Raw genomic sequence first — 13,199 nt, 5'->3', positions numbered from 1 at the left:
AAGAGCATTGCTCTCGGGTCACGGGAGCTCCCTGCCCGCCCCCCTCGGGCGGGCAGGGGTCCGCGTCAGGCGATGTGGCGCCCGGAGATCGAGCGGGAGATGACGAGCTGCTGGATCTGCTCGGTGCCCTCGAAGATGTCGTAGATCTTCGAGTCCCGGTGCATGCGCTCCACCGGGTGCTCCCGCGAGTAGCCGGCCCCACCGAGGATCTGGATCGCCCGCTCCGTGGCCCAGACCGCGACGCGGCCGGCCTTGAGCTTGGACATCGAGCCCTCGCCCGCCTCGAAGGGCACGCCGTTGCGGCCCATCCAGGCGGCCCGCCAGACGAGCAGGCGGGCGGCGTCGATCTCGGTCTTCATGTCCGCGAGGGTGAAGGCGATCGACTGGTTGTCGATGATCGGGCGGCCGAACGTCTCCCGGCCCTTGGCGTACTCCAGCGCGTACTCGTAGGCGGCGCGGGCGATGCCGACGGCCTGCGAGCCGACGGTCGGTCGGGACAGCTCGAAGGTCTGCATGGCCGCGGAGCCCTTGGACTTCTGCCCCTCGCGGGCCTTCGCCAGGCGCTCGTCGAGCTTGTCCTTCCCGCCGAGCAGGCAGGACCCCGGCACCACGACGTCGTCGAGGAAGACGTCCGCGGTGTGCGAGGCCCGCAGGCCCATCTTCTTGATCTTGCGGGTGGACTCCAGGCCCGGCGTGTTCGGCGGGATGACGAAGCCGGCCTGACCCCGCGTCCCCAGCGACGGGTCGACCACCGCCTGGACGACGTGGATGTTCGCGATGCCGCCGTTCGTAGCCCACGCCTTGGCGCCGGAGAGCGTCCACTGGTCCTTGGCCTCGTCGTAGGTGGCCTTGGTCCGCATGGCGCCGACGTCCGAACCGGACTCCGGCTCGGAGGAGCAGAACGCGGCGACCTTGACGTCGTCGGCGTCGCCGTAGCACTGCGGGATCCACTCGACCATCTGCTCGGGCGTGCCCGAGGAGAAGATGCCGGCGACGGCGAGGGTGGTGCCGAAGATGGCCATCCCGATCCCGCCGTCGCCCCAGAACAGCTCCTCGTTGACGATCGGGAGCGACAGCCCGGTCTCGTCGCCCCAGAAGGACGCGAGCGTCTCGAAGTTGTAGAGCTCGATCTTGGCGGCCTCCTGCAGCACCGGCCACGGGGTCGCCTCGCGCTCGTCCCACTCCTGCGCGGCCGGGCGGATGACCTCCTCCGCGAAGCCGTGCGCCCAGTCGCGCAGGTCGGTGTGCTCCTCGGACAGTTCCATCGAGAACGTCATGACTCAGCGCACCTCACGCGGACGGGATCGTGAACATCTTCTGCAGGGCGGTGGCGAACCCGACGTCGCCGGAGACCTTGAGCTTGCGGGTCATGAACAGCGTGATCGGGTTGGCGTTGTTCGTGACGACCTTGAGGAACTCGACCCCGTTCATGAACAGCTCGGTGCGCGGCTCCTCGTCGAGGCTGGTGGAGACGGTGCAGACGCCGTGCTGCATCGCGGTCTGGTAGTCGTCGCTGCCGCCGCCCGGCGCCCCGGTGACGTGCCAGTGCACGACCTGGCGCTTCGAGCTCGCGCCCTTCGACGAGTAGAACTCGCTCATCCGCCCGAAGATCGCGTCGATGACCGGGCGGCGGGCGTCCGAGCTCATGATCGCCTCGAGCTGGGGCTTGCTCGCGCCCTTGACCAGGCGCGCGAAGACCGAGGCGTCCACGTTCTTCGCGCCCTCGGGCTCGGCGAGCGCGTCGCGCATCACGGCCACCAGCTCGTCGGAGGAGAGCTTCTTGAGGTCGACGCTGCGACCCAGCTCGTTGACGTCGATCTTCTCGGCCACGGTCTCCACTCCGGTGTGAGGGAAAGGGAAGGCGGTACCACCGGTCCCGCTTACCCTCGCTACTTTACGCAGGAGTAGATACGATGCAAGTGTGACCACCGGGACGAGACGCCGCCTCGCCCCCGAGGTCCGCCGCCGGCAGGTGCTGGACGCCGCCATCGAGGTCTTCTCCGAGGAGGGGCTGCACGGCGCGTCGATGGACGCGATCGCGGCCCGGGCCGGCGTGTCCAAGCCGTCGGTCTACGCGCACGGCGGCACCAAGGACGAGCTGTTCGCGGCCTGCCTGGCCCGCGAGGCCGACCGCCTGATGAGCACGCTGACCACGGCCGTCCTTCCCGACGCCGGGTCGGGCGGCGCCGACGCCCGGGCACGGCTGCGCCGCGCGCTGCGGGCCTTCTTCCGGGCGGTCACCACGCACCGGCAGGGCTGGACCGTGCTGTACCGGCAGGCCTCGGCGGGGGAGTTCGCCGGGCCGGTGGACGCGGCCCGGCGCGGCATCGTCGCGCGGGCCGCGGAGCTGCTCGCGGCGGAACTGGGCGGCTCGCCGGAGACCGCGCTGCCGGTGGCCCACACGCTCGTCGGGGCGGCGGAGGGCCTGGCGGACTGGTGGCTGGGCGCCGACCACCGCTCCGAGGACCAGGACCCCGCGGACCTGCTCGCCGACATGCTCGTGGCCGTGGTCTGGCCGGGCCTGGACGCGCTGCGCCAGGCCTGACCAGCCCTCGATCCCGCTCTCTAAGGCCGTCTAGAACACGCACGAGACGCACGCAGACGCCACGATGCTCTCCCTACCCGCCACCGCGATCGAGCCCCACCCGCGCGTCCGGATCGGGAGCTCTACGACACCGCGGTCCGCCGGTGGGCGTCCGGTGCGGCGGCGGCGGCCCGCAGACCGCTGAGGCCGACCACCACCGCCAGCAGCGCCAGGACCATCAGACCGGCCTCGCCGCCGAGGAACGTCCCCGCCCCGAAGATCGCCTCCGAGACGGTCGAGAGCACCGGTACCAGCAGGAACGCGACCACCGCGCCCACCACGCAGGCCGCCGCGGTCGCCCCGCCGCCACGGCCGGACGTCAGGCGCAACGACGCCGAGCACGACCCGACGACGATCCCGGCGAGCCCGAGGCCGAACGCCACCGTGTCCACCGCGCTCCCGGAGTGGCCCTGCACCCCGATCGCCACCCACTTCACCGACCAGCACGCAGCGCCGATGACGGCCACCGCGCCCGTGGTCCGGATCCAGCTCAGCCGGTCCATGTCGCCCACCCCTCGTCCGTCGGCGCGTCCGGCCGACCCGACGACCAGCCCACCCCGGGAGGCACGCCGCCGGGCAGGGTCACGGTGTCCCCAACCGGGCGGGACACCGTGACCGTGGCGCCGGGGGGATCCACTCGGTCATGCTCCGGGACGTGTCCTCCGCCGCGGAGCGTCGTCGCTGGCCCTGGGTGGTCGCGGGGGGCGCCCTCGCACTCTCCGTGGCCGGAGCGCCACTGGCGGTCGCGAACGGGGCGACCGCCGGCGTCTCGGACATCTATCTCGGCGACGCGATCACCGGGGCGGTGGTCCCCGCGGCCGGGGCGCTGCTGCTGGCCCACCGGCCCCGTGACCGCATCGGCTGGGTCCTGCTCTCGACCGCCGGTCTCGCGCTCAGCTTCTTCCTCGCCGAGTGGTCGGGCTTCGGGCTGCACACCGCGCCGGGCGCGCTGCCGCTCGCCGCTCTCGCCGGGTGGGTGTCCGAGATCGTCTGGATCCCGTTCCTCGGCCTGCTCACCCTGCTGCCCCTGTGGTTCCCCACCGGCCGCGTCCCCTCCCGGGCGTGGGTGCTGCTGCAGGTCGTCGTCCTGACGTTGTTCGTCCTGCTCCTCGTCGCCTGCGTGCTGCATCCGCGCCTCGAGGACGGGACCCCGAGCCCGGTGACGGGCCACCTGCCCGAGTGGCCCACCGACGTCGTGCGGGGGCTCACCACCGCGCTGGTGTTCAGCGCGGTCGCCTGTCTCGCGAGCCTGCTGGTCCGCTACGTCCGGGCCGAGCGGGCCGACCGCCTGCGGCTGCGCTGGTTCGCCCTCGCCGTGACCCTCGCCGTCGGGGTCACCTTCCTGCCGGGCGTGCCCGAGACGGTGGGCGACGTCCTCAGCGGGATCGCGACGAGCCTCGTCGCGGCCTCCGTGCTCGCCGCGGTGCTGGGCGGTCTGCACGGACTGGACCGGGTGGTGGACCGGTCGCTGGTGTTCGCCGTCACCGCGGCCGCGACCTACCTGCTCTACGTGATCGTGGTGACCTCCGCGGCCGGCGTCCTCCCGGAGACCGCGGGGTTCCTGGGCGTGGCGTCGGTCGCGCTCGCCTTCGCCCCGGCGCGGACGGCGATCGGGCGGGCGGTCGACCGGCTGCTCCACGGCCGGCGCTCCGACCCGCTCGCGGTGCTGGAGGCGGTCGGCAGCCGGCTGGACGACCCGCGGTGGACCGACGACGGCGGCGCCCGGTCGGCCCTCGAGACGGTCCGCGAGGCCCTGCGGGTGCCGGGAGCGGCGATCGTCGGTCCGGACGGCGGCGTCGTCGTCGCCGTCGGGGAGTCCGTGACCGCCGCCCGCCACGAGGTCCCGCTCCGGGCCCGCGGCCGGGTCGTCGGCGTCCTCGCGGTCGCGCTGCGACCCGGTGAGCAGACCCCCGATGCCCGCGACGCCGGGGTGCTCGAGGCCCTGGGCCGGGTGCTGGCCGGCACCCTGGACGCCCGGGCGCTGGCCGCCGACCTCCAGCAGGCGCGCGAGCACCTCGTCCGGGCCGGGGAGGACGAACGACGCCGGCTGCACCATGACCTGCACGACGGACTCGGCCCGGTGCTCTCGCACGCCGTGCTCGCGATCGACGGCCTGCGGCGCGGGATCGGCCCGGCGCAGGCCGACGCCGCGGGGGCCGACGCGCTCAAGAGCACGCTGCAGGACGCCGTCGTCGACCTGCGCCGCCTCGTGCACGGACTGCGGCCGCCCGCGCTCGACGACGTCGGGCTCGTCGCAGCCCTGGGCAAGCACGTGGACCTGCTGGACGGGACCGGCCCCGTGGTGACGCTCGAGGCCCGGGACGTCCCCGAGACCCTCCCGGCCGCCGTCGAGGTGGCGGCGTACCGGGTGGTCACCGAGGCGCTCGCCAACGTCACCCGCCACGCGGGTGCGACCGCGTGCACGGTCGCCCTCGTCGCGACCGCGGCGACGCTGCGCATTGAGGTCTCGGACGACGGCCGGGGCACCGTCACCACGCGGCCGGGAGGCGTCGGCCTGGCGTCGATGCGGCGCCGGGCGGAGGAGCTCGGCGGTGGGTTCGACGTGCGGTCCGCGGCCGGAGGGACCACCGTCGTCGCGACCCTGCCGCTGCACGAGGCGGGGTGACGGCGATGCGCGTCCTCGTCGTCGACGACCATCCGCTCTACCGCTCCGGGCTTCGGACGATGGTCGAACGGGTCGCGGGCTTCGAGTGCGCGGGGGTCGCCGCGTCCGGGGAGGAGGCCCTCGAGCGGTACGCGGCGACGGGGTGCGACGTCGTCCTGCTCGACCTGCGCATGCCCGGCATCGGCGGTCTCGAGACCTGCCGCCGCCTCCTCGCCCACCCGGACCCACCCGCCGTCGTCGTCCTGACGATGGTCGAGGAGGACTCGTCGGTGGTGGCCGCGTTGCGGGCGGGAGCGCGCGGCTACCTGCTCAAGGGCGCGGACGAGGCGGAGATCCTCGCCGCGCTGCGCCTGGTCGCGGCCGGCGGCACGGTCCTCGGTCCGGCCGTGGCCGCGGCGTCGCTCGCCCGCGCACCGGCTGCCGACCGGCCCTTCCCCGAGCTGACCGACCAGGAGCAGCGCGTGCTGGAGCTGCTCGCGGCCGGTCGGCCGACCACGGGGATCGCCGACCAGCTCTCGCTCAGCGCGAAGACGGTCCGCAACTACCTGTCGGCGATCTACGCCAAGCTGCAGGTCGACGACCGCTACGGGGCCATCGCGGTCGCCCGCGAGCGGGGCCTCGGCCGGTGATCGCGATGTCTACGGCCGTCTAGTGCGTCGACGATACTGGCGGATACGCCGCGATCGCCCTGGAACGAAGGACGCGTTCGTGGCTTCTGGATGCACGAACGCGTCGTTCGTTCCGGTGAGGACGACCCGATCTCAGCGCCGCGAGAGCCGTCGCACCGCGCGGCGCACCGGGTTCCGCGGGGCGCCCCCGCCCAGCACGCCGGACGCGCCGTCGGCGATGAGCGACGCGACCGTCTCGGCGGAGTCGGCCCGGTTGGCCCCGATGCCGCCGGACGCGCCGCGCTTGATCCACCCGACGACGTAGGTGCCCGGGCGCCCCTCGACCCGGCCCTCGGTGTGCGGCACCGTGCCCGTCGCCGGGTCGAACGGCAGTCCCGGCACCGGGCGTCCGCGGTGGCCGATGGCCCGGACGACGGTCCCGGTGGCGATCTCGTCTCCCCCGGACACCCGCACCCCGGTCACGTGGTCGGTGCCGAGGATCTCCTCGGGGGCCGCGTGGAAGCGCAGGACGACCCGTCGTCGGGCGTCGGGGGCGGCGGAGGACCGGGGCAGGTCCCGGAGCAGGCTCGCCGTCTCGGTCGGTGCCGCGGCGGCGATCTCGTCGGCGGTCCGCGGGTCGCGGTCGTCCACGACCACCTCGAGGTCGTCCCGGCGCAGGAGGCCGAGCAGCTCGCCGCGGGTCCACGCGGCCTCGCGGGGGCCGCGGCGGCCCAGCAGGACGACCTCGCGCACGGAGCTCGCGCGCAACGCGTCCAGCACCGCCGGGGCCAGCCCGCCCAGGGTGTCCGGGTCGGCGGTCAGGATGCGAGCGACGTCGAGCGCGACGTTGCCGGTGCCGACCACGACGACGCGGGGCCCGGCCAGGTCGACCGTGTCGGCGGCGATCTCCGGGTGGCCGTTGTACCAGCCCACCACCGCCGTGGAGGCGAGGTTGCCGGGCAGCTGGTCGCCGGGGACGCCCAGGTCCCGCGACTCGGCCGCACCCACCGCGTAGACGACGGCGTCGTACCGCCGGGAGAGCTCCTCGACGGTCACGTCCCGGCCGACCTCGACCCCGAGCCGCATCCGTACGCGGTGGTGGTCGTGGTACCGGGCGAAGTGCTCGCCGATCCGCTTGGTCGTCGCGTGGTCCGGCGCGACGCCGAAGCGCACGAGACCGCCGGCCTCGGTGAGCCGGTCGATGATCGTCACGCGCGCCGTCGTGTGCAGCAGGAGGTCCTCGACGGTGTACATCGCCGCCGGGCCGCTGCCGACCACCGCCACGTCGAGCCGCGGGAAGTCCGCCGGCAGCACCCGGTCGAACCGCACCGGGTCCCACGCGTGGAACAGCGGCGACCCCGCGAGCACCGCGGGGGCCTCGCGATCGGCGTAGTACGCGGCGTTGACCTCCGCGTACTCGCGCAGCGGGCCGACCAGGTTCTCCACCGGGAAGACCGCGTCGACCGGGCAGACCTCCGCGCACGCCCCGCAGTCGATGCACGCCCGCGGGTCGACGTAGAGCATGTCCGTCGTCCCGAAGTCCGGCTCGCCCGGCGCGGGGTGGATGCAGTTGACCGGGCAGGCCGAGACGCACGTGGCGTCGACGCAGCACGACTGCGTGATGGCGAACGACACGGCGCGACCTCTTACAGGATGTGCGCGGCGCGGTAGATCGCCCGCGCCGGACGGGTCAGCAGGCCCACCGAACCGAGGAACTCCATGAGCTCCGCGCAGCTCGAGCGCAGCATCGAGCGATGGTGCTCGTTGGCCTTCGCCTCGCGCAGGGCGCGCTGGGGGTCGAGCCCGGCGTTCACGTAGACCTGCTTCGACCACATGCTCGTGACGATGAAGTAGGCGGCGAACGCGACCATCAGGGCCTGCGCCCGACGGCGGACGGGGCCGACGCCCTCGAGCCGCTCCCGGGTCTCCTCGCGGGCGAAGCGCATGTGCCGCGCCTCCTCGACCACGTGGATGTTGTTGATCGTGCGCGCGAAGGGGGCGACGCGCTCGTCGCGCATCCAGTCACGCTGCATGACGTCGAGGACCTCCTCGGCGACGAGGATCGACGCGTAGGCGGCCTCACCGGTGGCGACGGCCTTGAACACGCGACCGCCCTCGATCACGTGCCGCGGCGGGCGGTAGGCGGGCGCGCCCAGCTTCTCGGCGCCCCGCGCGAACATGATCGAGTGCCGGCACTCGTCGGCGATCTCGGTCAGGGCCCACTGGAACGCCGGGTCCGTCGGGTCCTTGGCGTAGAAGTCCCGGATGACCATCTGCTGCAGGATCATCTCGAACCAGATGCCCGTGCTGGCGACCGACGCGGCCTCCTGCCGGGTCAGCGCCGCGCGCTGCGCCTCGGTCATCTCGTCCCAGTAGGCGGTCCCGTAGAGCGTGCTCCACTCCGGGCTGCAGCCGTGGTGCGACGGGTCCAGCGGGGTCTCCCAGTCGACCTCCTGCTGGGGGTCGTAGGACAGCTCACCCGCCGAACGCAGCAGTCTCTCGGCGACGGCGTCCCGGTCCTCGTCCCGGTGTCCGGTGCTCGACTGCTCGACGGTGGTCATGGTGCTCGCGCTCCTCGTACCGGCGGTCACTGTTACCTGCGGTTACCCGTACCAAAGGTAACCGATACACCGTGTCTGCCGACGCGCGAGTGTCTCCGCCGTCACACCGCGACACGCCGATCGGGATTTCTCGCGACGTATCGGAGCTGATCTAGAGAGCGCCATACGCTGCGATCGAGATCCGGCGAGAGCAGCGAGGTGGCCGTGGACCCGGTGCGCAACCCCTTCGCCCCCGGCGCGGGCCAGCGTCCACCCGAGCTGGCGGGACGCGACCGCGAGCTGACGGCCTTCGACGTGGTCCTCGAGCGGGTGGCCCGCGGCCGTCCCGAGCGCAGCCTCGTGCTCACCGGGCTGCGCGGGGTCGGCAAGACGGTGCTGCTCGGCGAGCTGCGCTCCATGGCCGTCCGGGCCGGCTGGGGCGCCGGGAAGATCGAGGCCCGCCCGGACTCGGACCTGCGCCGGCCGCTCTCGGCCGCGCTGCACCGGGCGGTGCGCGACCTCGCCGTCCGCCACCGCGCCCCCGACCGGGTCGAGGAGACCCTCGGCGTCCTGAAGGCGTTCGCGCTCAAGGCCACGCCGTCGGACGCCAAGCTCAAGGACCGCTGGCAGCCCGGGATCGACGCCCCGTCCCTGGCGGGTCGCGCCGACTCCGGGGACATCGAGATCGACCTCGTGGAGCTGTTCGGGGTCGTGGCCGAGCTCGCGGCCGACGTCGGGGTCGGCGTCGCGCTGCTGATCGACGAGATGCAGGACCTGCAGCTCGACGACGTCTCCGCGCTGTGCGCGGCGTGCCACGAGCTCTCCCAGTCCGGCGCGCCCCTCGTCGTCGTGGGCGCCGGCCTGCCGCACCTGCCCGCGGTGCTCTCCGCGTCGAAGTCGTACTCCGAGCGGCTCTTCCGCTACGTGCGCATCGGCCAGCTCGACCGCGCGGACGCCGACTTCGCCCTCACCGCCCCCGCGAAGCGCGAGGACGCCGAGCTGACCCCGGCGGCCCTGGACGCGCTGTACGAGGTCTCCGGCGGCTATCCCTACTTCGTGCAGGCCTACGGGAAGGCCGCGTGGGACGCCGCCGTGCAGAGCCCCATCGACGCCGACGACGTCCGGGTGGCCGCCCCGGAGGCGGGCGCGGAGCTGGCGGTCGGGTTCTTCGGCTCCCGCTACGAGCGCGCCACCCCGGCCGAGCGCGAGTACCTGCAGGGGATGGCCGAGCTGGCCGAGGGCCGCGACGAGGCGGTGCAGACCGCGAAGCTGGCCGCCCACCTGGGCAAGCGCGCCTCGTCGTTGTCACCCGCCCGCGACAGCCTGCTGCGCAAGGGCCTCGTGTTCTCCGCCGAGCGCGGCTGGATCGCCTTCACCGTCCCGCACTTCGGCCGCTTCCTGCTGGGGCGGGACTAGCCCGGTCGAGTGAAGCTGGCCGACGGTCCCGGGGAGCGGTAACGAACGCCCGGCCCCCGACGACACCCCTCACGAGCCCCGTGGCCCTGCCGGACCCCCGACCTGGCAGAGCCACGGGGCTTCTTCATGTCCCCGGCCGGACACGACGCCGACCCCGCGACGACAGGAGGGCGACACGGCGCCTCCCACCCGCCCGGGCGGAACCGGCATCCCCGTACGATTCGCGCGTGTCGGACCCCCGGCTGGAAATCCAGATGCTGCACGACCGTGTGCTGGTGTCCCCCTCGGTCGCCGAGGGCGAGCGCCGCAGCACCGGGGGCATCGTCATCCCGGCGACGGCCTCGGTGTCGAAGCGTCTGGCGTGGGGGGACGTCTACGGGACCGGGAACCACGTGCGGACCGTCAAGGCCGGCGACCGGGTGCTCTACGGCCCGGACGACCACGCCGAGGTGGAGGTCGACGGCCGCACGTTCGTGGTGATGCGGGAGCGTGACGTGCACGCCGTGGCCAGCGAGAACATCGAGCCGACCAGCGGGACGGGGCTGTACCTGTGACCACACCACCTGCGCCGGGTTCCTCCGGGGACACCCGGGTCGAGCCGGGCGGCGACGACGAGGCGACGCGCGCGATGTCGGCCGACTCCGGTGACGGACCGCCGCGCAGCGGCTACGACCCCGACGCGGAGGCGACCGTCCAGATCGCGCCGGTGGCCGGGCCCGACGACCCGCCGTCCACCGGCGGTGGTGGCCGCTCACGGCGCACGGTGCTGATCGCGGGTGCGGCGGTGGTCGGCCTGCTGGTCGTCCTCTACGTCGGCGACCTGCTGATCTCCGCCACGAACGTCCCCCGCGGGGTGACCGTCGCGGGCGTTGAGATCGGCGGCATGAACCGTCTCGCCGCCCAGGAGAAGCTCACCACCGAGCTCGGCCCGCGGGTCGCCCGCCCGATCACCCTGGTCGCGGGCACCGGACCGGGTGCCGGGACCGCGACGCTCGACCCGCGCAGCGCCGGGCTGGACCTCGACGTCGCCGCGACCATCGAGGAGGCCGGCGAGCAGCCGCTCAACCCGGTCACCCGCCTGTCCTCGCTGTTCTCCGACCGCGAGATCGCCCCGATCAGCAAGGGCAACCCGGTCGCGGTCGGCCAGGCGATCGACGCGGCGCGCCCGCAGCTGGACCGGCCGTCGGTGGAGGGCACCGTCCGCTTCGAGGGCGACCGGCCGGTGCCGGTGCCCTCGGTGCCGGGCCACGTGGTCGACAGCCGCACCGCACCCGACGTCGTCCTCGCCCACTGGCTCGACCCGGCGCCGGTCGGGCTGCCCGTCACCGAGCAGCCGGTGTCGGTCACCCAGGAGGGCGTCGACACCGCGCTGCGCGAGGTGGCCACCCCCGCCGTCGCGGGCCCGGCCTACGTCGTCGGCGACGCGAAGAACGCGACCCTCTCGCCGACCGAGATCGGCACCTTCCTGAAGTTCGACCCGGACGGGTCCGGCGGGCTCACCCCCCGGATCGACGTGCCCGCCGCCGAGCGGGCGGTGGACCGCGACCTGGCCGACACCGAGGCCGAGCCCAAGGACGCGACGTTCGCGTTCGAGGGCGCCGCCGCGACCGTCGTCCCCGCGGTCACCGGCCGCACGATCGACTACCCGAAGACCGTGGAGGGGCTCGTCGAGGCGCTCGCCCGTCCGGCCGACGCCTCGCCGCCGACGACGTTCACCCCGCCGCCGGTCCCGCCGGGGGCCACCCCGGCCCCGCCGCCGCCCGCGAGCGGGCGCGCGGTCAACGCGGTCTACACGACGACCCCGCCGAAGGTCACCACCGAGGCGCTGCAGGCGCTCGGCCCGGCCACCGTGATCGGGGAGTTCCAGACCAACGGGTTCGCCGCGGACTCCGGGCAGAACATCAAGCGGGTCGCCGAGATCGTCAACGGTGCCACCGTGAAGCCGGGCGAGACGTTCAGCCTCAACGGGTTCACCGGCCCCCGCGACGCCGGCAAGGGCTTCGTCGAGGCGGGCATCATCGACGACGGCGTGCCCGGGCGCGGCATCGGCGGCGGCATCTCGCAGTTCGCGACGACGCTCTACAACGCCTCCTACTTCGCCGGCCTCGAGCAGATCGAGCACAAGGAGCACAGCTACTACATCAGCCGCTACCCGGCCGGTCGCGAGGCGACGGTGTTCGAGGGCGCGATCGACCTGAAGTTCCGCAACGACGGCGACACCCCGGTGCTCATCCGCACGCAGTGGACCCCGTCGTCGATCAAGGTCCAGCTCTACGGCCAGAAGCGGTACGACGTGACCTCCCAGACCGGTCCGCGCACCAACCCGGTGCCGCCCGGCACGCGGGACCTCTCCGACAACCCGCGGTGCAAGCCGTCCAAGGGCGTCGGTGGCTTCACCATCACCGACACCCGGGTGCTCACCGACGTGCGTACCGGGGAGACGACGTCCGAGCCGCGCACCGTGCGCTACAACCCGGAGCCCGAGATCACCTGCAACAACCGGTGAGCACCGCCGAGGAGTCCGGCGGCGGGCCGGAGCGCGCCGCCCGCCAGGTCCGCGGCGCGCTCGAGGGCCTCGGGCGCAGCGGGGAGGGCGAGGCACCGGCCCGCGGGGTCGAGCTCCTCGGGCGGGTCGGCCTCGTCGCCTACGGCCTGGTGCACCTGCTCGTCGGCGGGATCGCAGTGCAGATCGCGCTCTCCGGCGGCGGGCAGGCCGACCAGCAGGGCGCCCTGGGCGCCATCGCGGCGGAGCCGTTCGGCGTCGTCGTGATCGTGGTGATCGTCCTGGGCCTGCTCGCGTTCGGCGTGTGGCAGGGCCTGGCCGCGGCGACCGGGTTCCGGTGGACGAGCGGGTGGGACCGCACCGAGAAGCGGATCGGCAGCGGCGCCCGCGCGGTGGCGGTGCTCGGCGTGGCGTTCCTCGGGGTGCGGCTGCTGCTCACCGGCTCGTCGGGATCGTCGACCGGCGGCTCGCAGCAGGCCACCGCGGGGGTGCTCGCCCTGCCCGGCGGCCGGATCCTCGTGGGTCTCGCCGCCGTCGTCGTGCTCGTCGCGGCCGGCGCGACGATCTGGACCGGGCTGCAGCGGGGCTTCCTGGAGGAGCTCGACCGGTCCCGCCTGCCCTCGTGGGCCCGCGAGCCGCTCGTCTGGCTCGGCGTCGCCGGCCACGCGCTGCGCGGGCTGGCGTTCGCCGTGATGGGCGTGCTGATCGGCCTCGCCGCACTCACGGCCGACCCGAGCCGCGCGGGCGGGCTCGACGCCGCGCTGAAGACGCTCGCCGGCCAGCCCTACGGCGTCTTCCTGCTCCTGGCCGTGGCCCTGGGCTTCCTGGCCTTCGGGCTGTACCTGTTCGCGGAGGCGCGGGCGCGGCGCGTGTAGGTGCTGCGCTCGTGAGTACTTGTGGTGGCTATGGCCTTCACAAGTAC

The 13,199-nt window shown here is 74.0% G+C and carries 12 protein-coding genes; 7 read left to right on the top strand and 5 right to left on the bottom strand.

What is annotated here, in order from left to right:
• Positions 1–65: 65 nt before the first annotated feature.
• Together WCD74_RS19805 and WCD74_RS19800 are read right to left on the bottom strand one after the other, a co-directional pair.
• Positions 66–1,277 carry an acyl-CoA dehydrogenase family protein gene (locus tag WCD74_RS19805; protein WP_337696592.1) on the bottom strand — a complete coding sequence of 404 codons (1,212 nt, stop codon included), beginning with the start codon at positions 1,275–1,277 and terminating at the stop codon, positions 66–68.
• A gap of 13 nt (positions 1,278–1,290) precedes the next feature.
• On the bottom strand, positions 1,291–1,830 hold the full coding sequence (locus WCD74_RS19800; protein WP_337696591.1) for an SCP2 sterol-binding domain-containing protein: 540 nt from the start codon (positions 1,828–1,830) through the stop codon (positions 1,291–1,293).
• A gap of 91 nt (positions 1,831–1,921) precedes the next feature.
• Here WCD74_RS19800 and WCD74_RS19795 point away from each other — a divergent pair, with 91 nt between their 5' ends.
• Positions 1,922–2,545 (top strand): TetR/AcrR family transcriptional regulator, encoded by a 624-nt coding sequence (locus WCD74_RS19795; protein WP_337696590.1) that lies wholly within the window; start codon positions 1,922–1,924, stop codon positions 2,543–2,545.
• A 122-nt stretch (positions 2,546–2,667) separates the two neighbouring features.
• Here the strand turns inward: WCD74_RS19795 and WCD74_RS19790 are convergent, their stop codons facing one another.
• On the bottom strand, positions 2,668–3,087 hold the full coding sequence (locus WCD74_RS19790; protein ID WP_337696589.1) for a hypothetical protein: 420 nt from the start codon (positions 3,085–3,087) through the stop codon (positions 2,668–2,670).
• Between the two features lie 152 nt (positions 3,088–3,239).
• Between WCD74_RS19790 and WCD74_RS19785 the strand changes: the two genes are divergently transcribed.
• On the top strand, positions 3,240–5,210 hold the full coding sequence (locus WCD74_RS19785; RefSeq protein WP_337696588.1) for an ATP-binding protein: 1,971 nt from the start codon (positions 3,240–3,242) through the stop codon (positions 5,208–5,210).
• Positions 5,211–5,215: 5 nt separating this feature from the next.
• Positions 5,216–5,839, top strand: coding sequence for a response regulator (locus WCD74_RS19780; protein WP_337696587.1), 624 nt, complete (start codon positions 5,216–5,218; stop codon positions 5,837–5,839).
• A gap of 132 nt (positions 5,840–5,971) precedes the next feature.
• Here WCD74_RS19780 and WCD74_RS19775 read toward each other — a convergent pair whose 3' ends face one another.
• Both WCD74_RS19775 and WCD74_RS19770 read right to left on the bottom strand, forming a co-directional pair.
• Positions 5,972–7,453 (bottom strand): FAD-dependent oxidoreductase, encoded by a 1,482-nt coding sequence (locus tag WCD74_RS19775; protein WP_337696586.1) that lies wholly within the window; start codon positions 7,451–7,453, stop codon positions 5,972–5,974.
• Between the two features lie 11 nt (positions 7,454–7,464).
• Entirely contained in the window at positions 7,465–8,379 is a 915-nt protein-coding gene (locus WCD74_RS19770; protein ID WP_337696585.1) for an AurF N-oxygenase family protein, read from the bottom strand.
• A 204-nt stretch (positions 8,380–8,583) separates the two neighbouring features.
• On the opposite strand from WCD74_RS19770, the gene WCD74_RS19765 reads away from it, so the two are divergent.
• The 4 genes from WCD74_RS19765 to WCD74_RS19750 all read left to right on the top strand — a co-directional run bounded on the left by WCD74_RS19765 (position 8,584) and on the right by WCD74_RS19750 (position 13,152).
• A complete protein-coding gene (locus tag WCD74_RS19765) occupies positions 8,584–9,774 on the top strand; it encodes an ATP-binding protein (protein ID WP_337696584.1) in 1,191 nt (396 codons plus the stop codon).
• Between the two features lie 227 nt (positions 9,775–10,001).
• Positions 10,002–10,328, top strand: a complete 327-nt coding sequence (locus WCD74_RS19760; protein ID WP_286050981.1) for a GroES family chaperonin — start codon at positions 10,002–10,004, stop codon at positions 10,326–10,328.
• Positions 10,325–12,280: a VanW family protein gene (locus tag WCD74_RS19755; RefSeq protein ID WP_337696583.1), complete on the top strand. Its 1,956-nt coding sequence runs from the start codon at positions 10,325–10,327 to the stop codon at positions 12,278–12,280. Before WCD74_RS19760 ends, WCD74_RS19755 begins: the two co-directional genes overlap by 4 nt.
• Positions 12,277–13,152: a DUF1206 domain-containing protein gene (locus WCD74_RS19750; protein ID WP_337696582.1), complete on the top strand. Its 876-nt coding sequence runs from the start codon at positions 12,277–12,279 to the stop codon at positions 13,150–13,152. The genes WCD74_RS19755 and WCD74_RS19750 overlap by 4 nt, the downstream gene beginning before the upstream one ends.
• Positions 13,153–13,199: the final 47 nt, after the last annotated feature.

The organism is Actinomycetospora aurantiaca (genome assembly GCF_037401875.1).
GTDB lineage: Bacteria > Actinomycetota > Actinomycetes > Mycobacteriales > Pseudonocardiaceae > Actinomycetospora > Actinomycetospora aurantiaca.
This window is presented reverse-complemented; position numbering and strand designations above follow the sequence as displayed.

Bases quoted from the DNA above. Each gene is read 5' to 3' on its own strand.
- WCD74_RS19770 (WP_337696585.1), bottom strand. From the start codon at position 8,379: ATGACCACCGTCGAGCAGTCGAGCACCGGACACCGGGACGAGGACCGG.
- WCD74_RS19780 (WP_337696587.1), top strand. From the start codon at position 5,216: ATGCGCGTCCTCGTCGTCGACGACCATCCGCTCTACCGCTCCGGGCTT.
- WCD74_RS19790 (WP_337696589.1), bottom strand. From the start codon at position 3,087: ATGGACCGGCTGAGCTGGATCCGGACCACGGGCGCGGTGGCCGTCATC.
- WCD74_RS19805 (WP_337696592.1), bottom strand. From the start codon at position 1,277: ATGACGTTCTCGATGGAACTGTCCGAGGAGCACACCGACCTGCGCGAC.